The organism is Nitrosospira multiformis (assembly GCF_900103165.1).
Taxonomy (GTDB): Bacteria; Pseudomonadota; Gammaproteobacteria; order Burkholderiales; family Nitrosomonadaceae; genus Nitrosospira; species Nitrosospira multiformis_D.
This window is the reverse complement of record NZ_FNKY01000001.1, coordinates 2,884,622-2,909,064: the sequence shown is the minus strand read 5'-3', so window position 1 is coordinate 2,909,064 and position 24,443 is coordinate 2,884,622. Positions and strand designations below refer to the sequence as shown.

At 50.7% G+C, this 24,443-nt stretch carries 20 protein-coding genes, 1 tRNA gene and 3 pseudogenes; 18 read left to right on the top strand and 6 right to left on the bottom strand.

The window, feature by feature from the left end; genetic code table 11:
• The first annotated feature begins 6 nt into the window (after positions 1–6).
• The 3 genes from BLR00_RS17105 to BLR00_RS17095 are packed head-to-tail and all read left to right on the top strand — an operon-like array spanning position 7 to position 1,299.
• The gene (locus BLR00_RS17105; RefSeq protein ID WP_256324153.1) at positions 7–423 is read left to right on the top strand and encodes an Arm DNA-binding domain-containing protein; all 417 of its coding nucleotides are present in this window, start codon (positions 7–9) and stop codon (positions 421–423) included.
• Positions 420–992 carry a phage integrase central domain-containing protein gene (locus BLR00_RS17100; RefSeq protein WP_256324211.1) on the top strand — a complete coding sequence of 191 codons (573 nt, stop codon included), beginning with the start codon at positions 420–422 and terminating at the stop codon, positions 990–992. The genes BLR00_RS17105 and BLR00_RS17100 overlap by 4 nt, the downstream gene beginning before the upstream one ends.
• Positions 883–1,299: a tyrosine-type recombinase/integrase gene (locus BLR00_RS17095; RefSeq protein WP_256324152.1), complete on the top strand. Its 417-nt coding sequence runs from the start codon at positions 883–885 to the stop codon at positions 1,297–1,299. Before BLR00_RS17100 ends, BLR00_RS17095 begins: the two co-directional genes overlap by 110 nt.
• A 283-nt stretch (positions 1,300–1,582) precedes the next feature.
• Here BLR00_RS17095 and BLR00_RS13090 read toward each other — a convergent pair whose 3' ends face one another.
• From BLR00_RS13090 to BLR00_RS13080, 3 genes are read right to left on the bottom strand one after another with little or no spacing between them, the layout of a single operon-like run.
• On the bottom strand, positions 1,583–3,088 hold the full coding sequence (locus tag BLR00_RS13090; protein ID WP_074633379.1) for a hypothetical protein: 1,506 nt from the start codon (positions 3,086–3,088) through the stop codon (positions 1,583–1,585).
• Entirely contained in the window at positions 3,085–4,131 is a 1,047-nt protein-coding gene (locus BLR00_RS13085) for a cell envelope integrity TolA family protein (protein WP_074633376.1), read from the bottom strand. The genes BLR00_RS13090 and BLR00_RS13085 overlap by 4 nt, the downstream gene beginning before the upstream one ends.
• Entirely contained in the window at positions 4,128–4,715 is a 588-nt protein-coding gene (locus BLR00_RS13080; protein ID WP_074633373.1) for a hypothetical protein, read from the bottom strand. Before BLR00_RS13080 ends, BLR00_RS13085 begins: the two co-directional genes overlap by 4 nt.
• 373 nt (positions 4,716–5,088) lie before the next feature.
• Here BLR00_RS13080 and BLR00_RS13070 point away from each other — a divergent pair.
• The 11 genes and pseudogenes from BLR00_RS13070 (at position 5,089) to BLR00_RS13020 (ending at position 16,996) form a co-directional block, all read left to right on the top strand.
• Positions 5,089–6,177: pseudogene (locus BLR00_RS13070) on the top strand (IS3 family transposase).
• A gap of 115 nt (positions 6,178–6,292) precedes the next feature.
• Entirely contained in the window at positions 6,293–6,985 is a 693-nt protein-coding gene (locus BLR00_RS13065) for a hypothetical protein (protein WP_074633367.1), read from the top strand.
• A 24-nt stretch (positions 6,986–7,009) separates the two neighbouring features.
• Entirely contained in the window at positions 7,010–8,275 is a 1,266-nt protein-coding gene (locus BLR00_RS13060) for a hypothetical protein (RefSeq protein WP_074633364.1), read from the top strand.
• Positions 8,276–8,462: 187 nt separating this feature from the next.
• Positions 8,463–8,748, top strand: a pseudogene (locus tag BLR00_RS17090) (transposase); the annotation flags it as partial.
• A gap of 437 nt (positions 8,749–9,185) precedes the next feature.
• Positions 9,186–10,397: a hypothetical protein gene (locus BLR00_RS16490; protein WP_143007657.1), complete on the top strand. Its 1,212-nt coding sequence runs from the start codon at positions 9,186–9,188 to the stop codon at positions 10,395–10,397.
• Entirely contained in the window at positions 10,394–11,809 is a 1,416-nt protein-coding gene (locus tag BLR00_RS13045; RefSeq protein ID WP_074633359.1) for a tyrosinase family protein, read from the top strand. Before BLR00_RS16490 ends, BLR00_RS13045 begins: the two co-directional genes overlap by 4 nt.
• A complete protein-coding gene (locus BLR00_RS13040) occupies positions 11,802–12,791 on the top strand; it encodes a hypothetical protein (RefSeq protein ID WP_074633356.1) in 990 nt (329 codons plus the stop codon). The genes BLR00_RS13045 and BLR00_RS13040 overlap by 8 nt, the downstream gene beginning before the upstream one ends.
• Positions 12,792–12,861: 70 nt before the next feature.
• Complete coding sequence (locus BLR00_RS13035; protein WP_074633353.1) at positions 12,862–15,294, top strand: fatty acid cis/trans isomerase; 2,433 nt, start codon at positions 12,862–12,864, stop codon at positions 15,292–15,294.
• A 99-nt stretch (positions 15,295–15,393) separates the two neighbouring features.
• Entirely contained in the window at positions 15,394–16,341 is a 948-nt protein-coding gene (locus BLR00_RS13030) for a zinc-dependent alcohol dehydrogenase family protein (protein WP_256324151.1), read from the top strand.
• 257 nt (positions 16,342–16,598) lie between these two features.
• Positions 16,599–16,675 (top strand) — tRNA-Arg (locus BLR00_RS13025).
• A gap of 105 nt (positions 16,676–16,780) precedes the next feature.
• Positions 16,781–16,996, top strand: a complete 216-nt coding sequence (locus BLR00_RS13020) for a hypothetical protein (RefSeq protein ID WP_074633349.1) — start codon at positions 16,781–16,783, stop codon at positions 16,994–16,996.
• 126 nt (positions 16,997–17,122) lie between these two features.
• Here the strand turns inward: BLR00_RS13020 and mnmC are convergent, their stop codons facing one another.
• The 3 genes and pseudogenes from mnmC to BLR00_RS13005 all read right to left on the bottom strand — a co-directional run.
• Positions 17,123–18,988, bottom strand: a complete 1,866-nt coding sequence (gene mnmC, locus BLR00_RS13015; protein ID WP_074633346.1) for a bifunctional tRNA (5-methylaminomethyl-2-thiouridine)(34)-methyltransferase MnmC2/FAD-dependent 5-carboxymethylaminomethyl-2-thiouridine(34) oxidoreductase MnmC1 — start codon at positions 18,986–18,988, stop codon at positions 17,123–17,125.
• 59 nt (positions 18,989–19,047) lie between these two features.
• Positions 19,048–19,791 (bottom strand): TerC family protein, encoded by a 744-nt coding sequence (locus tag BLR00_RS13010; protein ID WP_074633343.1) that lies wholly within the window; start codon positions 19,789–19,791, stop codon positions 19,048–19,050.
• 473 nt (positions 19,792–20,264) lie between these two features.
• A pseudogene (locus BLR00_RS13005) lies at positions 20,265–20,489 on the bottom strand (IS30 family transposase); the annotation flags it as partial.
• Between the two features lie 290 nt (positions 20,490–20,779).
• On the opposite strand from BLR00_RS13005, the gene BLR00_RS13000 reads away from it, so the two are divergent.
• Genes BLR00_RS13000 through BLR00_RS12985 form a run of 4 tightly spaced genes read left to right on the top strand, consistent with a single transcriptional unit; the run spans position 20,780 to position 24,262 of the window.
• Entirely contained in the window at positions 20,780–21,304 is a 525-nt protein-coding gene (locus BLR00_RS13000; protein ID WP_074633340.1) for an OsmC family protein, read from the top strand.
• A gap of 39 nt (positions 21,305–21,343) precedes the next feature.
• A complete protein-coding gene (locus BLR00_RS12995; protein WP_074633338.1) occupies positions 21,344–22,582 on the top strand; it encodes a flavin-containing monooxygenase in 1,239 nt (412 codons plus the stop codon).
• 39 nt (positions 22,583–22,621) lie between these two features.
• Positions 22,622–23,203, top strand: a complete 582-nt coding sequence (locus BLR00_RS12990) for a TetR/AcrR family transcriptional regulator (RefSeq protein ID WP_074633335.1) — start codon at positions 22,622–22,624, stop codon at positions 23,201–23,203.
• 48 nt (positions 23,204–23,251) lie between these two features.
• Entirely contained in the window at positions 23,252–24,262 is a 1,011-nt protein-coding gene (locus BLR00_RS12985; protein WP_074634316.1) for an urea transporter, read from the top strand.
• The last annotated feature ends 181 nt before the right edge of the window (positions 24,263–24,443 follow it).

Here is a 24,443-nt window from a genome sequence, read left to right as displayed (position 1 = left end):
TTGATTATGGATTGTTCAGACCTGACTAGCTATGATAACCGTACCCGATGCCGCACTGCGAAACCCAAAGACAAGTCCTACAAGCTGCCTGATGGCAAGGGGTTGTATCTGGAAATCAAGCCCAACGGTGCGAAGGCGTGGCGTTACCGCTTCGAGTTGCGGGAAGGCGAGGTAACCAAGGAAAGCACCTTTGCGATTGGCGATTACGCCATAGCTCCTATACGCGAAACGCCAGAAGAAGCGGAAGCCCCCACGGGGGGGCGGCGCTTTACGCTCGCCGAGGCGCGGGAGGAGCGTACTAAAGCGCGGTCGTTGGTTAAGCACGGCATCAACCCAGCCCCAATCGGCAACTTGAGCGCATCAAGCGGGAACAGGAAAACGCCACTACATTCGAGGCTGTGGCTCAGGGATGGCTGGCCTTGAAGGATTGGGAGGAAGTCACCAAAGCCCGACGACTTAATATGCCGACGCGCGTGGTGTTTCCGAAGAATGGCTCGCTGCCGGTCAAGAGTATTGCTCCGTCGCATATCCTAGACGTGCTGAACACATCGGCGAAGAAGAACGGCCTGACGGTCGCGGCGGAAGCCAAGCGCACCATGTCGGGTGTTTTTGAGCTTGCAGTGTCCACCCTCCGGGTGGATTCTGACCCGGTCTATGCCGTGCGAAAAGTACTCCCCGCAAACAAGACTCAGCACAAGCGTCCGCTAGATTCCGCCGAAATCGGCCAGCTATTGAGAGACGTGGAAGAGTACGGCGGTCGCCATGAAACTATCGCAGCCTTCCGCTTGATGTGGCTAACCCCTGCCGGCCGACTGAAGTCGTCGAGGCCCAATGGACCGAATTCGATCTTGATGAGGCGATTTGGCGCATCCCTGCCCAGGGATGAAAAAGCGGAAGGCACACACGATCCCCCTCCCTACGCAAGCGGTCCAAATATTGCGGAGGTTGCACGGTATCACCGGCTGTTATTGCCATCTGTTTCCCCACCGTGATGACAGAAAGAAGCCGATGGTCGCGGCATCATTCCGTCAAATGCTGAGTGTACTTGGATGGGGCGGCAAATATAGCCCACACACCACACGGACAACCGGCAGCACGCGGCTGAATGAACTCGGTTTTGCGGCGGACTGGATCGAGCGCCAGTTGGCTCATGCCGAACAAAACGCGGTGCGCCGCACTTACAATCACGCGGAACATTTGGTAGACCGGGCCAAAATGATGCAACAATGGGCGGATATGCTGGAGACATGGAAAAAGGGTGCCAATAATGTGACGCCGATCAAGAAAGCTGTGGCATAACGCGTGAATTGCATTTGATGGGACGGGGCGACAACGGGAGACCCTTGTCAGGCTGATAGGGCATTCCATCAAGGGCGAGTGTTAAAGGAGACGTGTATGTTTCAAATTGACCCAGCAGACGAATACCATCTGGACGAGTTTTGGCAAATTTGCCGGGCGAGGAAGGCCTGAGTACGTCCGAGCGATAGGAGTTAGTCACCAGGTTAGAGTCAGTAGGAGAAACGTCGATAAAAACTCTACAATATGCTCGTTGCACCGAAACCCGCATCGCGAAACGGGCTATTTAAAAAGGGAATATTTCCCCTTCGCTTGCCCCGGACAGCATCGGAATGATCCGCTTTTTTCGTCGTTGCATACGGGAGCGTGCACCTTCCAAAATCCGAGTTGCATGCGTCCTTTGTGTTTCACCTAGAATCTTCGCATCGGCCGCTTGTTGCAACAGTAAGACCGCCGGTTCGGGAAGCTGTCGATCCTCAGAGGCTGCTTGTTCTTCCATCGCGCGCGCGACAGCGTATTTTATGGAAGCGCTCGAAGCGATAGGTCGTGTTTCTCCACAGTATTCCGTTAACATCACCAAATGTCGTGAGTCGGAGCGATCGAGTCGGTGATAAAGGATCTTCGCACGATCTGACTGGCTTAGTACTGCCAGCGCTGCGTCGAATTCTCGACCCTTACCCGGTGACTTTACATTCACTTCAAGTTCATTAGATCGAAGGGTGACATCGTGACGCACCTTAAATTCGACCCACAAACGATGGATGCCGGGCTGAACGAAGGTATAGCCGCCGGATTGGCCAAATATACTGATATCGCGGCGAAAGGGACGGGTGGGTGCAATTTTCAGTGCCTTTCCGGTATTGCAATAGTTTCTTGGCGAGTAAAGGCGGCGGCAATCTCCATTGGGATCTTCGATACGAATCGTAAACTGGTCGTATCCAGGATCTACTGCGTCGGGCACGTGGAACTGTCGATCAACGCCCGGCGCGACCCGTAGCTCAACATCAAGCTCGACTGGCTCAAACGGCCAAAATTCACGCTGCCCCATGCTAATCAGCAGTTCAAGACCAAACGACAGACGTCGTACACCGGTTGAAGGAATATCATGATTGGCATAAGAAGTAGAATCACGGAATCTTGCACCTCCTGGATAAACGGCTGGATTCACGGAGCATTGAGATAACCATTGCTGATGAATCGGCAGAAAATAGTCCGCTTGGATGGGATAAGTCCGGGCGCGAAGGCTTTGCGACATGAAGTTGGCTGGCGGCGGTGCTGCATGTTGCAAATTGAAGACATGCCCCAGTTCATGAATAGTCGTGAAAAACGCTTCCCGTTCTACTGCTAAAGCAGTACGGCGGGCTGGAACAGTCCTGCTTAGATCCGTTATGGCACGAAGGAATACTGCGCATCCCTCCCGAGGTAACTGACGAAATACTGCTGCACTGCTCGGATCATCCCCGGGGTCGAAACCGCGATCAAACATAATGCCAAACGTACTGGGATGCGGATTGTAAAAATCCGCGAATAGAACTGCAATGCGGGCCGCGGGCCCCGAGGGCAGCGGATTACGAGTCAGCACTTGTAGTGCGCGATGAAGATCGAATGCAAAGAATCCCTGCTTGGCACTCATTGGACGAGCAAGCGCAGAATTATTGACTAGAAGATCAATGTCACCATGCGAGGCAGCAGAAAATATATTCGTGATCTCCGCTTCGCGACCACCCTGCGTGAAAGCAGGAACTCCAACTGCCGAGGTTAGGCGTGCGAGGATGCATTCAATGCCAATCATGGGGCTACCGTGATTTTCACTGGATCTGTCTGCATTGGTTCACCCGTATTCTTTTTGAAAACTGGCGTGAACAGGTAGGTACCCTTAGGCATGTTATTCTTCAGTGTGACGATCACCAACGCACCCGTACTGGTATTGTTCGCGTTTGCCGCCACAAGCCACTTACGGGCATCCTCGTTGGACCCCGCGACTTGGAGGAGTGAATTGTCAAGGTCGACACTTGCGACGGGCTTGTTGACAAGAATAACAAATTGCAGAGGTTTGTCACGATCCCGCTTTAGGACGCTTGACCCCTGCACCTCTGCCGTAAGGTCTTCTACTTTTGTCCCTGGTTTGGCCGCAAGTGATGTTACAAAGCTACTCGGACCATCGAGAGCTACAAGCTTGACCCCGTCAGCTTCTGTAACTACTCGAAAGATGACGGGGCCCGCAGCTGTGGGAAGAGTTCCGTCTCCGGGATCATTGTAAGACGCTCCACCTGAAGCCACTCGTTTTGAAAGATGATCAAGCTTCGCCTGCGCCTCAGCAACAGCCAGTTCGGCATCAAGGAATTTTGAAGTTTCTTTAGCAGCGATGATCGTTTTCTGCTTTGCTACAGCAATAGCGAGCGAAAGCTCTGCTTGATCGATTGCTTTCAACTGCTCTTTCTCGGCTATCTCTGCCTTTTCCTTTTCTTTGGCGAGCACGTCGCCCTTAGCTTTGACAACATTGCCGGCTGATTCTGCGATCGCCTCCGCGACACCGTCCGCCTTTGCGTCGAGTGAGACAGAAGTCAGCATTCCGTTCGTACGCTTAACATCCAGGGTGTAGCTGGATATCAACGACTCGGTGCGTAAAACATATGTGTTGTTCGGATCAGGAAGATAGTCGACCTTAACGTCGAGTGTCCCGTTGGCCTGCGGGGTCACCACAATAATGGGAACAGGAAGAGAATATTCATACCCCCCCTTGCCAAGATCAGCCCTTTCGCCACTTACAAAAGTTGCACACCCAGATAGCATGCCAAATAGTAGACTTAAGAAAAGTACAAAGGCGATTTTCATGGCTTTTTCTCCGGGGAGGATTTTTCAGTAGTCTTGCTCTCCCCGCCGGGATCGGTTACCGTAATATCGATCATTCGGATCTCACCATTTGAGCCCACCGATTTACCCCCGACTAGCCGGCCGCCACCATTTTCTAGAACGATCTTGAAAAGTTGGGGTGGAGGCACCTGCGTAGTGGGCGGAGTCCCGACGTCATTGAGAAACGCGTTCACGGCGGCGATGGCAGCCTTTTCCAGCGCTCCAACGATAGCCTTCGGTACCACTGTCTCGTCCACTACAGTTTTACCCTGCGTAAGAACGCCATTCACGAACGTCAGCGTCGTATTGTTGGTGGCTAGCACCGCAAACGGATCGATGACGCGCTTTCTGGTAAGATCGGGCAGGAAGAGCAGTTGGCTGGTGAGTCCTCCTCGTCCATCGGTATAGACTAGGAGAAAAGGCGCGATCTCATAATATCGAATTCCATCCGCCTTCGAATCTAGAACCTCTCCCGGCCCAGCAATCTCACCCGTAGCCACCCGGTTGACATTCGTGCCCGCACAACCCGTCAAGAGTAGCAGAGCAATCAAATACTTACCGACCATACTATCCCCTTATTTGGCTTTCCATCGTTCATCAAAAACAACCAATGCTAGACTTTCAGAATATCCCGGAACCGAAGTGCATAATTCGATGTTTCAGTATCGAGTGAAGATTTGCAATAGGCTAACGCCTCAGCTTGGGTCGAGTCAAGGTACTCTTGTACCATTACTTTTAGCTAATTTTAGCGCGCATTGTTACGATCATGCCTAGAAAAGGCTAGGTCCTGCTCCTGAGTGCTTACCCTCGCGTAGTTAATTTTCCATCTCACTCCCTCTACATAACGTCATCCTCCCGAAACTCATCTGGGCTATTGGGTAATCCCCCCTAAAGTAGCTGCATTTAGGAGTAGCATTTTCTACTTAAGGAGAAGCTACGATGAAGCGAACACGTTATACGGAAAGCCAGATATTTCAGATTTTGAAAGAGGCGGAGAATGGAGTTGCAGTACCGGATTTGTGCCGCAAGCATGGGATGAGTGATGCCAGTTTTTATAAATGGCGTGGCAAGTACGGCGGCATGGATGTATCCAACATGACGCGCTTGCGGGAACTGGAAGAGGAGAATCTGCGGCTGAAGACAATGTATGCTGAATCCAGGATGGATTGTGAGATTCTGCGTGAGGCGATGGCAAAAAAGTGGTGAGGCCATCTCACAGAAAAGAGATGGCCGCCCAGGCGGTAGCGGACCATGGCATTGCGATCAAGCGTGCGTGCGGTTTATTCTCAGTCTCGCAGACCTGTTATCGATATCGCTCGAGATTGTCGGATGACAACGCCCGGATTTCGGATTGGTTATTGCGGCTGACTTGTGCAAATCGCACTTGGGGATTCGGGCTGTGCTTTCTCTGGCTGCGAAACATCAAGGGTATGCCCTATAACCACAAACGGGTGTATCGCATCTATCGGGAATTGGAACTGAATTTGCGGATCAAACCAAAGCGGCGTCTGAAGCGGGACAAGCCGCAGGCCTTGGCGGTACCGCAACGGGCTAACGAGGTCTGGTCGATGGATTTCATGCATGATGCCTTATCTGACGGACGCAGCTTTCGCACCTTCCATGTGATCGATGACTTCAACCGCGAGGGCCTGGGTATCGAGGTGGATCTATCGCTGCCTTCGGCTCGTATCATCCGGACGCTGGAGCGCATTATCGAATGGCGCGGCAAACCACAAGCACTACGCCTGGATAATGGACCCGAGCACATCTGTCAGGAATTCCGGCAATGGGGCTGAAGCCAAGGGAATCGAGTTGCGGTTTATACAGCCCGGTAAGCCCGCGCAAAACGCTTATGTAGAACGATTCAATCGCACCGTGCGGCAAGAATGGCTGAATCTCACGATCTTCGAATCCATCACACATGCGCGGGAAACCGCGACGCAATGGCTGTGGCGTTACAATGCGGAAAGACCAAATACCGCCATCGGCGGAATAACGCCCTATCAGAAGTTGGCAATGGTCACCTGAACACTACTTCTGAAGGCAGCTAAAAATGGGAGGAGTACCCTTCTCAGCAATAATTTTATTTAATGCTATAGTTTAATAGACGTTTTATTTGTGATGACACGGGGATTGAGAGCGAGTGCTTGGAACAGAAAAAACCGATCTTAAAAATAAAAAGAGGAGGTTTGTGACTATTAGAACGATTTATTTCCTTCTGGCTTATTCATGGAGTGTCGGAATCTGTGCCCAAGATTTGCCTGCTGCTACTTTCGACTTACCTGCGTTTCATAATACTGACAACAACGCCTGTGATGCGCGGACAACCAAAACGCAGTTAAGTCCAGACAGTCGCGAGTTGAGCATGATTTTTCCGGGGTGTTTCCTGGAATTGGGACAAAATGTGGCTGAAAAGTCCCGCGCAAGTTGTAAGTTCGACTTGGTATTTTCTAAAAAACTCGAGAAGCTGGAGACGGTTCGTATTGATATACGAGGTTCGGAGTTAAAGGATACGGCTGTTCAGTTGAGATACATGATCTCGCTTGGCGGACAAACTCACAATTTTGAATATGAGAAAGGCCGAATTATACAAAGTAATGATCCGGCTCATTCTGATTTCATCCGGAGTTTTGAACTTACTGATATACCCGCGGGTGCAAGGAAAATACGCCTATCGTTTGAAGGCAAGGGAAAAAGCGACCACAAGGCATCGTCTAGCTATATTGCCATCGATACATTGGACGCATGCATTGTGGATCCCGGGGATGAAGACCAACTCGAGTGTGGGGATGCGGCAAAAAGAGCTAAGCAGAACAAGTGCTTGAAACCAGAATGAAGTGAACAATAAGGGGCGCAGAATATGAACATAAAAACCATAGCTGCAGCTGCTCTTTCACTAGTTTCGTGGGGTTGCGCGAACATTAGTACCATAGATCGAACAACCACCTTGCCGCCTAGACAATTGGGAATTATTGATGGGACCGGGCCCAAGGCCAGTCAGAAGGATGGTATTGGCAGTAGAACGAGTGGGTTAGCAATTCATTTGGACGCAGCACAGCGTCTAGCATTTTCTAAAAACGGTGTTATTTGTGCGGAGCCTTCCCCTGATGCCCTTCAAGCTTTTGCGGCATCACAGGGATTCAGTCTGGATATTTTCGGGCGGGGCTCCGCAGCAGCAGCAAACGCACTATCAACTAGCTCAGCAAGTATTGGTTTGCGTACCCAGTCAATTACTCTGATGCGTGATCATCTGTACCGGATTTGCGAAGCCTCCTACAACGGTCAATTAACGGAATTTGACGTTGCGCAGCTACTCAGGCGCTCTCAGGATTTGACATTAGGAGTACTTGCCATTGAGCAGTTGACAGGGGTTGTGGTTGCGTCGCAGGCAGCAATAAGTACTAAAAGCAATGCAGACGCATCAGCGAACCTTGCAGCTACTCAAGCCAGCCTTACCGCAGCGCGAGAAACTGAACAATCAAGACAAAAAGACTTGATGGAGGCAAATCAAAAGCAGATTGACCAGCAAAAGGTAGTGAATGACAAAACAACGTTAATAGGAAGCACCACAGATGTTGCAGAAAAAGAGCGGTTGAAAAAAGAGCTGGAGGAAGAGCAACGTAAACTTAAGCTTGCGGAGTCGGCAGTCAAGAATGCAGAAAAAAATGTCGCGGATGCACAAAAAGTTGTTAAGACCGTTGAGGAAAATCTCGGTAAAGCAACGCTCATGGCTGAGGCTGCCGCAGAGGGAAAGGCTGAATTATCAGGGGGAATTTATATCAACAGAATCGACTCCACTACTGTGGAAAAAATTACCGTGGCGGCTTCTGAGATTGTAGGAAAAGTAATTAATAAAAGTCATATAGTAGACTCATGCATTAGCATAATAAATAAGTTCGCTGAACTAGAGGTGGAGGCGGGGAAGCAGAAAGAAAGGCTAAGAGCGGAGCAGGAGCAGGTAGATATACTTTTAACAGCGACTCCAGATGATCTAAGAGCGAGTCAGAAAAAAATTATAATCGCAACAGAACTCGAGCAAAAAAAAGATCTAATTACACAGATGCACTCAGTTCGTAAGCAATGCTTAAAAGTGTTAATTGCTGATGTTAAAAAATCGGAACCTTAAGAGCCATAAATCCATTTTTTTTGTAATGCATATGCTGACGTATGAGCGCCTATTCCACAACTAGAGAGGAAATCAGATCTTTCATTGGATGCCTTCAGAAGTGGCCCCAAGAATCTGAACAAGCCTATAAGTGGAAAATCTGCTACCTTTTGATGTCCTCTGCGGGGGCTTAGATATGGAGTGGAGAATGGCAAGAAGAGGGGGACGGACGCACTCAGCGGTGTTCAAAGCCAAAGTGGCAGTAGCAGCAATAGCTGGCGACAAGACGCTGGCCGAACTGGCACAGCAGTTTGAAATTCACCCTAACCAGATTATTGAGTGGAAACGGTAACTAAGCGAACGGGCTGTTGACGTGTTTGGCGGCGGAGACGCTGTGCGGCGGAACCACCGGCTGATTTGAAGGTGTTGCACGCCAAGATTGGGCAACTGACGCTGGAGAATGATTTTTTAGAAGGCGGGCTCGCCAAGGTGGAGCCTATGATTCGATCGCAGAAGCCAAGTATCAATTATGCAATACATGGATTGGTACAACCGATCCAGGCCACATTTCGAGTCTGGGCGAGAAAGCACCTGATGAGACTTATGACGTCATGCCGCCGACAGTTGAACTGACGATCAGCAGGGATTCCACTTAAAAATGCAGGTTGCTGTTTGAACAATCGGGATCACTTCTTATTGCATCTCGAAGTATCAAATAACAATAAGGGTTAAAAGCATCCTATTCAGTAAATAAGCGGCTACCCTAAAAGGGGTGGTGATTACAGGGATTACTGATCTAAAGATAAGCGGCGGAAGTAATAAAATTGATGAAGGAAAATGACGTTGTTATGTTCCCCCAAGAAGGGAAATAAAGAAAAAATGCAATCTAAGCTAGTATTATTTGCTCGAGTACTTAAATTAGGAGAGCGACATGAAATATCTAGTGTTTTTTATAGCCTTAAATTTTAGCGTAGTTAACGTTATTGCATGGGCAGCAGGCCCCGATGTAGTGGTAAATAAAGTGGATGATGTGCAAGAATCGGGTAGTAGAGATGCTCAAGGCCGCATCGGAATTACTGCAAGCACAGATTCCTGTAACCTTGGTACCCAAGCTTTGGAATGGAAAGGAACCCCAAGTACTCAACATCCAGTAATATCACTTAATCTTTACCGTTTACATAACAATAAGATGCAACAACTCGGGATGAGCTGGGTTAAACACGGATTTTTCGCAACAAATGCGTCGCATTGTGCTGGTATACCAGGCGCACCTTCTCGCTGCGATGCTCCATCAGGTCATGATGGACAAAAATTGTATCCTGGATGCACTGATCTTTATCCCGCAGCTTTAAATGCAAATGAGGAGTTGCTTGGTCCACGCAGTAAAATTAATCCTACTACTGGTATGTTTGATGAAACTGCGCAGGACTTAACGGGATATCCTCCAAGTAAAGGCATTGAGAAAATTATTTTACTTGAAGAAGAACAATTACAAATGGCAGGAGCACGTTATTTTATTGAATCCCAGTATATTGCTGTCGATGATGCGGCTGCAGGTAATGCCCAAAATAATCTTAGTTACCGCGAGGTAATTCCTACTCTGTCCGGTAATAGATATTCTTTAAACAAAAAAAATGACGATATTGAACATTTAAAGCCTGCCATTTCGGAGTGGCAAAAAGATGGGGCAAAAATAGAAATTGTTACGACGCAAGAAACAAATCAAGCAAAGAGCTATATATATGTGGCGTCCAAATCATTACCATTAGCGAATGGGACTTATCGGTATGAATATGCAGTATTCAATATGAATAGTGATATTGGAGTACAAGGATTAGAGGTTCCAGCCAACGGGATAGTTACTGGTTCAGTAGGATTTTATGCACCAAAATATCATGGAGAAATTTATTCAAGTGATCCTTGGAGAAATCTTTCCGAAGCAGGTATCGTCTCATGGCAAACCAAAAAATCATATAGCGAAGACAAAAATGCAAATGCTATTCGGTGGGGAACAACTTATAACTTTTGGTTTGAATCTACCAATCCACCTGAGATTAGAGAATCAAAAATCTCAAGGTTTAAGCCTATCAAAGTGGAGGGAGTTAATAAAACTTTTTCAGTGGATGTTATTGCCCCGAGATGATGAAAATGCTCCAGATTAGAAGAATAATTGGGCTAATTTTTCTTTTTTTTCTTTCTGCCACGATCCACGGTCAGACTGTTGACATGATTATAGGTGAAAAAGACGCAGAAAAGGCTCATCTGTGTTGGAATCCTATAGTCGCACGTGTTGCTCTAACGGAGCCAAAAAATGCAGATGTCAAAGTTACACTCATCAGTTCTCCTCGAACTGATGATAGAAAGAACGGGCAGGTTGTTTTTTTTGCGAAGAAAAATACTGGTAAAGATTCAACTAGTAAAAATTTTACTAGTAGCAAATCAATAGAAATTGTTTTACCCAAAAATGGTGATTGGGTTGAGTTTTTAGTCGCTGGGGATTTTGGCTATCCTTCCACTAATCCCAATGACGTAAGAATTGCGGTTGTTAATGGAGATGGGATTGAAATTGGAATATTTAACACTTCGGTAAGAGTAAGAAAAAATGCTGAAAAACTTACTTCAACAGAATGGCAGCGATTTATTAATACATTAGCAATACTGCACGATGTTAATAACGATTCCTCAAATAGCCTATATGTGAAATACCCAGTCGTGCACAATGCTGCTTGGAACATGGCCCACGGAGGACCAGCGTTCCTTCCATGGCATAGAGCTTTTTTGTTAGCCTTGGAAAGAGAACTGCAAGTGATTGATAGCTTTGTAACAATACCATATTGGAAGTTTGATACGGCCAGTAAAAACATATTTACATTAATGGCCATGGGAACTCCAGCTGGAGAATCTCTAGATGGCAAAGTTGAGTTTTCTGCTAATCATCCTTGGAAGAACTGGAGAGTGGGTGGTACTAAATTAGTTGATAGTCGACCTGGCAATGGTTCGCAACCGGTGGGAGTTATCCCTGAAGACTTAATAATTGGATCAAATGGTGACTATTCAACTTTATGGTCGAATATGGAGGGATCTCATCATGGAGATGCTCATGATAGGCTTAACGGTTGGTTGGCAAGGGGCATCTCTCCTTCGGATCCGGTTTTCTTTCTAATTCATGCGCAAGTTGACCGTGTATGGGCAAAATGGCAATTTAATAACTCATTATTTGATCCAACGAGTAGTAAAGGATATGCCCCACTAGGAACATGGGAATCTTCCGGTAAATCTAGAAACCGCCCGAAAGGCCATTGGTCAAATGACACTATGTGGCCATGGGATGGTGATGAAAGTAATGAAACACAGCGATTTAGTCTACGTGACCTTAACTGGTTAGGTCATCTTGAAGAAGATCGTATTGAATTCCCCATCATCTCTAATTTTGCACCTAATTTATCACCTCTTGTTGCTGATATGATCGATTATATGTCATTTCATGGAAAAAATAAGTCACTGGGATATTGCTACGACGATGTACCTTTTAGACGGGGAAAAAACAATGATTAAATTAATTCTATTGTTTTTTTTTGTTGGTTATCAATTGAATCCGGATTTGGTATCGGCCGAGATTCTACCTGAATTGGTGCCTTATTATTCTGAAAATAAAGCTAACATTGATAGGCTGAGAGAGAAAACATTAAATAGTTCCGCTACTGTCGATGAAAGAATCGATGCATTTAATATGCTTCGTGCAAAATACAATTTAGTAGTACCTGACGTAGCATCAACTATCTTGAGTAGTAGCGAAATCCCCGAAAAACTGTCCATCCTTGCAGCTAATACATTGGCAGCAAATAGTGTGATGAGTGATCATATGTTAGGTTTTAAAAAAGGCTACAGAATGACAAGTAGTCAGCAAGTTGCACAAAGTCAACATTTGAAAATATTAGCTTCTCTAGATAAAGCGGTGTTTCACAAGAATAAGGAAGTACGGTCAATTGCGGCAAAAACGGGAGGAACTTTAAGTTATACACCAATCATCCAATCCGTGGTAAATGCAAGTAATTTAGGTTTATTTTCTGGAAAAGAAGTTGTTGAAATAATTGAGTATTCTAAATCAGATATTGCTATACCAATAATTACTAAATATTTAAATTCTCCTGAGACTAATTTAGAAACCAAAATTGCCGCTCTATCTCTTGCGGGAAAATTTGAAGCCACACATGCTAAAGTAATTGAATATGCAACGAATAGAGAAATTTCACAGCCATTAAGAATAGCTGCAATTAATGCAATGACGGGTGACGCCAAAGCTACTAATATTTTAATTGCAATATCATTGGACAGCAGTGAACCTTCAGAAATTGCCAAGCAAGCGGCGCAATCCTATGCGAAGACTGTTACTCTTCAGCCCAATAAATTTTCTAAATCTGAAATTGATAGCATGGAAAGAGCTTTAAAATCAGCATCTTCGGTGAGAGGGTCTGACAATGCAATATTTTTCAATAGTATTAGAATGCTTGAAAAATCTAAGGGTGTTAAAGAATAAAGTAATTAATGTAATAAGCATGGGGAGCAGGTCAATTCCGCTTAGATGGAAAGTTTTGCAGGAAGCGCCTATGAGCAATTACCTGTTTCTATTGACGGCCCTGCTGGCGGGTTGTGTCGCGCTGGCAACCAATTACGAGACACTCTACGGTCCGTCGGCCCCCAAAGATCGCATCATTTCCCCTGACAACGTCGCCGCTGCCGGTTATGTCTCCTTCGATAAGCAGGTACAGCCGATCCTGAATCAACGCTGTATCGTGTGCCACAGTTGTTACGACGCACCCTGTGGGCTGGATTTGACCTCCTACGAAGGGCTTGATCGCGGCGCGAACGCTGTGCCGGTATACAATGGCGCCCGATTTACGACCAGCAATCCGGCTCGCCTCGGAATCGATGCCCAAAACACCCCCGCATGGCGCGAGATGGGTTTCTACCCGGTACTGAATGAAGGCGTCGGTACGCGCGCGGCCCATCTCAACAACTCACTGTTGTACAAAACCCTGCTGCTCAAGCGTAGTGATAAATTTCCAACCTCGGGCCGGTTGCCGGACGCATATGCTGTCGGTTCCGAGTTGCGCACTGACAAGGATTCGCTTACCCAACCCAGCCAGTGCCCGAACATAGAGCGCTACGACCATTTCGCGCGCCAGCACCCGCAGTGGGGCATGCCGTTCGGCTTCCCAGCGCTGAGCGAGGGTGAATTCAAGACCATCGAAACCTGGCTGGCGCAGGGCGCGCCGGTGGAGCCGGCAGCGGCGCTTCCGCAGCCTGTGCAGCAGGAAGTCGCCAAATGGGAGACGTTCTTCAACAGCGCGTCGAACAAGGAACGACTCATGGCGCGATATCTGTATGAGCATCTCTTCCTCGGACATCTTTTTTTCGACCAGATTGATCCCGGCATGTATTTCATGCTGGTGCGGTCGCGTACGGCACCCGGGCAGCCCATTGACGTGATTCCTTCGGTCCGTCCCTATGACGACCCTGGTGCCGGCCCATTTTATTATCGGCTGCAGCGTCACGACCGCACCATTGTCGACAAGACCCATCTACCCTATGCGCTCAACGACCAGCGTCTGGCGCGTTTTAGGGAGTTGTTTCTCGAGCCGGACTATGAGGTGAATATCTTGCCTAGCTATGAGTCACAACTTTCCGCGAATCCGTTTAAGACTTTTGTTGCCATTCCGCCCCGCAGCCGCTACCAATTCTTGTTGGATGACGCGCATTTCATTATCGCCGGGTTCATCAAGGGGCCGGTGTGCCGCGGCTCAATCGCGTTGAGCGTGATCGACGACCATTTCTGGGTTCTATTCACCGATCCAGACGGCGATCCTCTGGGTCACGATGCCAAATTCCTTGAAAAAATCAGCGATGATCTGCGCATTCCCTCCGAACGCGAGGAGAGCATCGGGTTGCTGAAGGCCTGGGACGCCTACTATGATGTCGCGCATCGCTATTTCCTGAATAAGATTGAGTACTTGCAGAATGCCTATCCCCCCGGTCAGGGTTACGGGCTGTCGCAGATCTGGGATGGCGGCAAGGTCAATCGCAGCGCTGCGCTCACGGTATACCGCCACTATGATAGCGCCACCGTGGTGCAAGGTTTTGTTGGCGAGATTCCAAAGACTGGCTGGGTGCTGGATTATCCACTGCTTGAGCGTATCCATTATCTGCTGGTGGCGGGCTTCAACGTCTATGGTACTGCCGGTCACCAGCTGGCCACGCGTACCTACATGGATTTCCTGCGCATGGAGTCAGAGTTCAATTTCTTGCTCTTTCTACCGCGCGACCAGCGGTTCCCCCTGTATCGCCACTGGTACCGAGGGACCAACAAGCCGGAGAAGCTGGAACGCCTGATTGCCGAGAATGTCAGAAAATACGGCACGCGGGAGCCCGCGATACGCTATGAATCGGCGGACGGCAAGAAGGAGTTTTTTGTTAAGGCCTACCAGCACCTGGGCGGCGCACGATCATCGCTGGACACCATCAACTGGTGCCGGGAGTTCCCGATGCAATGCGCAGCATTAAAACTGGATCCAAGAGCCGACGCGGTTGAGAAAGCGTTCCGGCGTCTGAGCGACATAAAAGGCGAGATCACGGATGTCTTCCCCAACGTGACCTTCATGCGAGTCATTGTCGACGGATCGGTGCAAAATGATCTGATCTACACGCTGGTGCGCAACAAGTCATACTTCAACACCACGGCTTTAGTACCCACGGAAACGAGTCGCGTCAAGAGCGAGGACACGGTCGATGTAGTTAGAGGTTTCATCGGCGCCTATCCCAATTTTTTCATGGAGCTGCACTTATCGGATCTGCAGGCGTTCGTGGATCAGTATAGGGCGATCGACGGCTATGAGCGTTATGACGCGTTGATCGAAAAGTATGGCGTTCGCCGCAGCAACCCGCAGTTCTGGCAGAGCGCGGACTGGTTCCAGGCAAAGTATCGTCACGATAACCCGATCTATGCCGGTGTGTTCGATCTGAGCCGGTATCAGAACCGATAGTGGTTCCCGGGGCAATAATCGACCGTTAATAGTGACATGTCCAAGCCAAATAGTTCCATGCAAGCGATGGTACTGGATAAGCCGGGGCAAGCAGTTCACATGCGGTCTGTGCTTCGTCCCGAGCCAGCCCCTGATCAGTTGTTGATCAAGATTGCAGCCTGCGCTGTTTGCCGTACGGATCTGCATATTGTTGACGGCGAATTGCCCAATCCAAAATTGCCCATTATTCCCGGTCATGAAATCGTGGGGCGCGTGGTGTCTTGCGGGATAAATGTCCATAATTTTGCGATTGGGGAGCGGATCGGGATTCCCTGGCTGGGCTGGACCTGCGGTCATTGCCGGTATTGCCGTAATGGTCATGAAAATTTGTGCGCAAAAGCCAAGTTCACCGGATATCAAATCGATGGCGGCTATGCGGAATATACGGTCGCGGATGCGCGTTATTGTTTTCGCATACCTGAAATTTATGATGATGTCGAAGCGGCACCCTTGTTATGTGCCGGCCTGATTGGTTATCGTGCGCTCAAAATGGCCGGGAACGCAGATCGGATTGGAATTTATGGCTTCGGCGCCGCGGCTCATATCGTGGCGCAAATCCTGCGCTATCAAGGGCGTAAATTATTCGCGCTTACACGCCCCGGTGATGTAGCCGCACAGGATTTTGCCAGCAAGATGGGTGCGGCGTGGGTAGGTGATTCGGATACGATGCCGCCTGAAGAACTTGATGCCGCCATTATTTTTGCCCCTATCGGCGCTTTGGTGCCTGCCGCCCTGCGCGCTATCCATCCCGGTGGGATCGTGATTTGTGGTGGCATTCACATGAGCGACATTCCTGCTTTCCCCTACGACATTCTATGGCGCGAAAAACAGCTGGTCTCGGTTGCCAATCTGACCCGCCAGGATGCTGTAGAATTTCTGGCATTGGCACCGAAAGTGCCTGTTCGAGTGACGACCGAATCTCTGCCGCTAAGCCAGACTGATATTGCCCTGATGAGGCTACGAGAAGGAAAGCTGACAGGAGCGGTGGTATTGATTCCCGATTGTTAAGCATTCAAGGCTATTGTGGGATCGTCTGTTCCATAAGATCGGTTGGTCAAGCCATTGTCCTTCAATGCCTGATTATCCTGAATCCGGCAGTACCGGCCAAATAAAGAAACAATAGAAAATTTGCAGTAATGTCGTAATAATTAGAATCTTACGAAAAATTTCAACTGAATGGAGTTCACTTTGACTTGATGAGCCGCCAGTCTGGTATAATCGTGGCCAGCAATTTTGAATGACGCGAGTAAAATTGACCAGCTTTAGCGCCCGTAGCTCAGTTGGATAGAGTACTTGGCTACGAACCAAGGGGTCGTGGGTTCGAATCCTGCCGGGCGCGCCACGTGAACAGAGGGCTAGGCGAAAGTCTGGCCCCTTGTTTTCCCCCAGCCAGCATCCGGTCATCCTGGAAGAAGCTGGAAAAACGCACAACTTCTCATAATTAGCCATGTCTGCCACTATTTATTGCTACCATTGTCACGTTCAACATTCGCGCGATGAAATGCGTCTGGTCGTTACAAAGACGGGCAAACGCTGGCGGTGTGAGCGCAGCATCAAGAGCGCCCAGGCCGATAGAAAGACACGCGATGCATTCGGACGCCAGATCTCGGCCATCAATAAAGCAGAGGCACAGGCAAATATTCGAATGAGATCGAAAGACTGATCGGAAACTGTTATACGGTGTGTACCTCGTTTTAACGACATACGGGGCGTCGCGTAGAGCCCTATTTCCTGCCTCCTGTCCCGTTGCGCTTAATCGCTTTACTCATTCCATACTGTAACGTTCGTTTTATGTTCCTGTCCTGCTTGCGCGGCAAATAAGCCCCATAAGCCTTCTCGCAGGGGACAATGCGCTTAGCACAGACGCAGGCAGGGGGGGCAATTGCCCGCACGCAGCCGCTGCGATCAGCTCACCTGAGAGACCGGCGGTTATCAGGCCGCGCGTGCCATGGCCCAGACTGGTATAAAGCCCGGGCAATAGTTCACCCACCAGCGGTAGGGCTCCGGGCATGGATGCCCTCACCGCGGCGCGTCCAGCCAGTCCCTCAACATCCAAAGAATCGATATTTATCGCTTTTGCCAGCATGGGGGATATTTCCACCAGCCTAGCCAAATTGGCAGCATGATCGGATGCGCGCAAATCAATCGCTGCATCGTTAAAACCATGCGTCGCTCCCATCATGTGTAGTCCCTCGGTTGATGGCGCCAGATAACCGCTGGTACACACGACCGTCCGCAAATTCTCGCTATAGGATGTGGCGGGTACCATAGTGATCTGTCCCCGTACTGGAGTCAGTGGAAAATTTGCCGTCGGCGCAAATGATTTCACCTGATATCCGGTGCAAATCACGGCTATTTGAGCCTCATGGGACCAGGTCTGCCCATGCTGATCCTTTCCCTCCACACGCCAACCAGCATCCATCGCCATCAGGGATTCCACACGATGGCCGGTGTGGCACACAATGCCCGGGCCCGCTGCCAATTCTGCGCAGAATCGTGGCGGAACCAGCCAACCGCCTGCAGGAAACCACAAGCCCCCATGCGACAACTCGATGCCAGCCAGTGCGGATGCCTCAGCCGCATTGACGTACCGTAATATGTGCGGTGGCCAATCGAGTGCCACCAGCTTGTTGATGCGTTGCACCTCTTCCGCGGAAAAGGCCAATTGCAGCTCTCCGCATTCCGTGCGGGCGATGCCGTCTATGGGTAGCTTTTCATCCAGCAAGGCAAGCGCATGCCCATAGGAGGCCAGCACGAAGCGTTGCAGCAGATTCATGCCCGCGCTCAAGCGAGCGTGCAGTATGCCGCGTGGATTGCCCGACGCCGCCGCGGCGAGGGCTGGCGCATGTTCGATGAGGGCAACGGAGACCCCGTGCATGGCCAGCGCTGATGCAACGGCACAACCCGCCACTCCTCCGCCGATCACGATGGCCGTTGCAGGACTGGAGGGTTGCATAAGCGGTGAACCGGGAAGGCAACCTCGCAGCATTTCGCGTTTGTGGCCGAAACCGGGCCACTTGCGTACCTGAAATCCGGCTTGTTCCAGTCCATGCCGTACCCAGCCGGCGCAGGTATAGGTGGCAAATGTAGCGCCAGGGCGGGATGCCCGTACAACGTGTTCGAATACCGGTTGCGTCCACATTTCCGGATTGCGTGCTGGTGAAAAGCCATCGAGAAACCATGCGTCGATGCCGTTATGGATTTCAGGCAGCGTCTCGGCCACGTCGCCTATCGCCAGCGTGAGCCGTACTCGTCCGCCGGCGAAGCTCCATCGATTCCAGCCCGGCACGCGGCGCGGCCAACGTGCAATGAGATCATCAGCATATTGCTGCAATGCTGGCCACAACGCCAGGGCATCGGCCAACTCCCGCTCATCAAGTGGATATTTTTCGACGCTAAAAAAATCCAGACTGCCCCTGGATGGGGCGATCTCATCGAATAGTTGCCATGCGCATAGGAAACTCAGCCCGGTGCCGAATCCTGTCTCGCCAATGGCAAATGCATCACCTGCACCTGTTGCCAAAGACGCAAAACGTTCGGAGAGATGATTGCCTTGCAGGAAAACATGACGTTTTTCCTCCAGCCCGGAGTCCCTTGAGAAATAGATATCACCGAAAAAGGAGGAAAAGGGTTGGCCATTTCGCCAATCAATCATACGTAGAAGAGCCCAGCAGGTGAGTTTACTAACCTAATTCGCGCGCATTGGTCTTGCAGTCAGTCAATTTCATTAATCTGCTTGTGTAATCTGATCGCCTTCTTTCGACGCATTCGAAGGTTGAGAAACTCCACGCCGACCGAAAATGCCATCGCGAAATAGATATAACCTTTTGGAACATGCACATCGAAACCTTCCACGATAAGGGTCACTCCAACCAGTATCAGAAACGAGAGCGCAAGAATTTTGATGGTTGGGTGAGTATCTACAAAATCCCCTATTGCCTTGGCCGCCATCAACATAACCAGCACCGCCAGAACAATCGCAATCGCCATCAATGAAACATGATCGACCAGACCGACGGCGGTTATGACTGAGTCAAGCGAAAAAACGATGTCCAGGATCGCAATCTGCAGGAGTACCATTCCCATGCTGTTGGCGACAACCTTGTGGCCCTCATCATCCAATCCTTCGACGCTGTTGTGTATTTCATGAGTGGCTTTGACCAGTAGAAACAGGCCCCCTCCAATCAGCACGATATCGCGCCCTGAAATCTGGTTGCTGAGTACCTCAAACCATGGTTCGGTTAAGCTCATTACCCATGAAATGGAGAACAGCAGCCCGAGGCGAGTAAGCATGGCCAAGCCGAGGCCCATTCTTCTCGCAAAATTGCGCTGGGCTTCGGGAAGGCGGCCCACGAGAATGGAGATAAAGATAATATTATCGATCCCCAATACGATTTCCAACGCGGTTAGCGTTACTAATGCCACCCACGCTTCCGGGCTAGCCAGCCACTCGAACATCAACTTTCTCCCATTTTCAACATAAACCCGGATATTCATTAGGCGGCTCTTCGAGCCTATCCGAGGGATGGCGGTAAGTTTTCAGCCATTTCACTGCTTGCCCAGACGATCTCGCAACCTGTCTTGCCATCAATCTCGCATCCCGATGGATTATCTAGGGCCTGTTAACACTTATTTCGCACCCGCGTTTTTTGTGCGCAACCCAAAGGGGCGGGACGGATTTCATCCAGCCCTTCGTTACTCGCCGCTTACGGAGGCCTGCTCCGCCGCGCGGCTCATGCCTCGTGCTGGATGAAATCCGTCGCCGTCGCGGGTGTGAAATAAGTGTTAACAGGCCCTAGGTTAAACGCTATTCTCAATGCCGCTATTCTCCCATCCCTGTTTCTGTTGTGCCAGACATTGTCATAAGTGATTTTACAGCAGGTGCTAGCTGGAGGAATTGATCAGAAAATAGCTGTGGTGGATTCAACCGGTCAGTGCAATGCTTCGTCCGATACTTGGGCGGGTGTTCTAAAATCCAGCGTTTTCCTTGGGCGAGAGTTTAGTTTTTCGGCGACGTCATTCAGTTGACTCTGCGTGTATGGCGCCATTCTCGTTCCCTTTGGAAAGTATTGTCTTAGCAGGGCATTGGTATTCTCATTGGTTCCTCTGCGCCATGGGCTGTTTGGATCGCAGAAATACATGGCTATGTTCGTCGCACGGCCCGGCTCTCCGCAACAATCCCCCAATGCTGGCATCATCGATAGCCAGCAGTTCACCACCAAATATTGCTATCCCCGACAGAAGCGAATGAATTCCCGGCAAAGATCGCGGATATCGCAGTTTTGTCTTCATCTTCAGGAAATCCCCCAACTTGTGCCCTGTCCTCTTGTAATGTTTTTATCCAGGGGATAGAATGAGTAGACTGATCGGTCTACTTTTTGGATTGCCGTATTGGTCGAAGCAGCAAGGGCATCGGCGTTGTCTTTTCTGACATGGAGATGAGCGAATGACAGCAAAAAACATGAACGGAATCGATCTCAATAAATCCAGGGCAACACGGGATCTCATTCAGGCAGATGGGGATGGCTTTGTTGCGAAGCCTCAATATCAATCGACGGTTGTCTGGGAAAAGGGCTATCACACCATCTCGCGCGTCACCGACGGACAGGAGGTCGCCGGAGATGAACCAGTGCGGTACGGTGGCAGCGGGATCGGCTTGACGCCGCAGGACATGCTGCTCACAGCAGTCGGCCATTGCCTTGCTGCCACCTATATCGGCGGGTTATCGGCTGCGGGTATCACGGTAAAATCGCTGCGGCTGAATGTTTCCGGCCGGGTGAACTTTCGCGCCGCCTACGGCGTGGAATCCGGCAATCCAGGGTTTGAGGGCATCAGAGTAGACGTGGATATCCGGACCGATTCCTCTAAAGATGAGGTAAACGGGATCCTGGCCAGTCTGCTCAAGACCGCGCCTATCCCAGACACCATAATGCGTCCCGTTCCCCTCGATATCGGGATTACTCATGAATGATCGAATAAAACAGCCGAGTTTTCATGTAATAGGAGAGCGATGAACATGACGGATGTGCATGATGTGGCGGTGATTGGCGCCGGCCCTGCGGGCTTGTCGGTGGCGTATGAGCTGAAAAGAACCGGCCTCGATCCGCTGGTACTGGAGAAGACACCAGCGGTGGGGGACGTCTGGCGCAATCATTACGATGGACTGCGTTTGAACTCGGGACGCGTCCTGTCACAGCTCCCCGGGAGCCCGTTCCCCCGTTCAGCCGGTCGCTGGCCTTCGCGCGACGAGCTTGTGCGCATCCTCGAAACATTTCCTGAACGCGGCGGATTCACGGTTCAGACCGGAATCGACATCGGGAAAATCGAATACGACCCTCAGCGCGACATCTGGGTCATCGCCAGCCATGATGGGGCGAAATTTGAGTCGCGATCCGTGGTGATCGCGACGGGGGGTGCACGTATTCCCGTCATTCCCGAATGGGAAGGCATGGAGACTTTTTCCGGGGAAATCATCCATTCTTCGAAGTTCAAGAATGCCAGAACCTATGCGGGGCAGCATGTACTGGTGGTCGGCAGCGGAAATTCTGCTGCTGAAATTGCAAGCAGGCTCGTTGAGCACGCCAGGACAGTGACGATATCCATCAGGACGCCGCCGCATATTCTTCCCAAAAGCGTTTTCGGCGTTCCTCTGGTTGGAATCGGCGTGGCGACACACTCCCTGCCGGTAATCTGGGTGGATGGCCTCCTGCAACTTCTGCAGCGGGTTTTCATAGGCGACCTGACGCCTTTCGGTCTTCCTTTTCCTTCATCCAGGGTATCCCAGCAGTTTGCCCGGACCCAGGTGGTACCCATTCTCTATCACCCCTTCGTGGGGGATGTCCGCGCAGGACGCATCCGCATCGTCGGTCCGATCAGGAAAATCAGCGGGCAAAGCATACACGCCTTTCATTCTGTTGAAGCCCAGGCTCGAGATCAGGCCAAGGAAGCGGTACTAAGCGTGGACGCTATTGTTGCCGGAACAGGTTTTCGCACCGGCATCGCCGAACTGGTCCAGGTCCCCGGCATTGCCACTCCGGACGACAGGCCGGTAATTCTGGGGGATCAGGAATTTTCCGGTGCGCCGCGCCTTTACTTCATCGGACAGCTCAATCCCCTTAGCGGCCAGCTGCGGGAAATTCGCCTGGAAGCGACCAGGATCGCGAATAAAATCGGGAAGCAACTGGCCGGACGAGTCCGCTCCAGGGCTGACGAGAGCCGAACCGGGTCGATCAGGGCTGATCAGGTTTGATGAACTTGCACTGATCATTACGGATTACAGAGGGGCCAATTGACGAAAGCAGAGCAGCATGGGAAATCGGCGGAAGAAAAGCTGCTTTTGACTGCGCGTCGCTTGTTCTGTCGCGTGGGCATACACGCCACCGGAATTTCGAGGATTCTCCAGGAAGCGGGAGTGGCGCGCCGCAGCCTCTATATGCACTACGGCTCAAAAGAAAATCTGCTCAAGGCGGTATTCGATACGGAAGCGAACATGTGGTTTCGCTGGTTCGACCTGGATCTGTCGAACCTGGAGTGCCCGCCTCGGGAGCGCGTCCTGTTTCTGTTCGATTTGCTGGGGGAATGGTTCGAGAAAGAGGATTTCTTCGGCTGCGTATTCATCAACGCCGTGGCGGAGCATGAAAAGGATTGCGGCTGGGTAAAGGATGTCGCCATTACGCACCGGGACAGAATAAACGGGCGGCTCAGGGCAATGGTTGCGGCAAGCGGGGCAAAGGATCCGGACCTTGTCACCGAGAAACTGAGCCTGATCATCGACGGCGCCATCGTGACGGCCATGGTTACGGGCAGCAGCGAGGCTGCGCATATCGGGCGGCTGGCCGCCGAGGACATCATGGATCGTGTCATCAGTTGAGGCAGCTCCCATCCATGCACAGCACTCTGGTTTAAAAAAGGGATGATCGTGAATTGGTTATTGAAAATCGATGAGGCGCTGCCCAGGTCCCTCAGGGTCATTCTCAGAGGCGTCGGGCAGGTCGTTTTTTGCGGCAATGCAGTCACAGGATTTATTTTTCTGGCGGCGTTTTATATAAACGATGCGATGGCCGGTCTGGCTGCTACCTTGGGAGCCGTGAGCAGCACAGCCGCCGCCATTGCCCTGAAGTGTTCCAGGAGCGATATCGACGCGGGATTGTACGGTTTCAACGGAACGCTTGCGGGAGCATGCTTGTGGACGTTTCTTGGACACACTCCCCAACTCTGGCTGTACATCGTGCTGGCGGCCATGCTCTCCAGCATGGTTTTCGCATTCATGACGAAGCCGTCCGCGCTGCCCTTCACGTTTCAGATTCCTCCCGCCACGGCGCCATTCGTTCTGATTTGCTGGATATTCATTCTGGCGGTCCCCGCGGTCGATCATGCATTCGATATCGGGCCTGATGTTCGCGCGGTGGACCCGGATCTCCCGATTCCGGCCTCGTCCGGAAGTATGCCCGGTGCCGGAAGTGCATGGGCTGGTATGCGGCCGGCTCTGCTGATAAAAGGGGTGAGTCAGGTATTTTTTGCTGACAGCCTTGCGGTGGGCATTCTGATTCTGATCGGAGTCGCGCTTGCATCACCCCGAGGCGCATTGCTGCTCGCAGGTGGCGCGTTTACAGGAAGCCTGGTCGCAACATTACTGGAAGCCGATTATCATGCCACCGAAATCGGGCTGTATGGATTCAACGCAGGCCTGGCTTCTGTTGCGGTAGGACAAATTTTCCTCAGGCCTGACACCCGGAGCGCGCTTCTGGCTGTACTGGCCAGCGTCCTTGCTCCACTGGTCCAGATTGGGTTCTCTCAAATCTTCCTTCTGGCCAATCTGCCAGTCCTCGCGGCTCCTTTTTTATTCGTTTTATGGGTCGTGCTGTTTATTGCCGGGCGCTGGCAGCGCTGGCGGCCATCCCCCCTAGAGAAACCGGTTGAACCGGCTTAATCTAGGGCCTGTTAACACTTATTTCGCACCCGCGTTTTTTGTGTAGCAACCCGAAGGGACGGGACGGATTTCATCCAGCCCTTCGTTACTCGCCGTTTACGGAGGCCTGCTCCGTCGCGCGGCTCATGCCTCGTGCTGAATGAAATCCGTCGCCGTCGCGGGTGCGAAATAAGTGTTAACA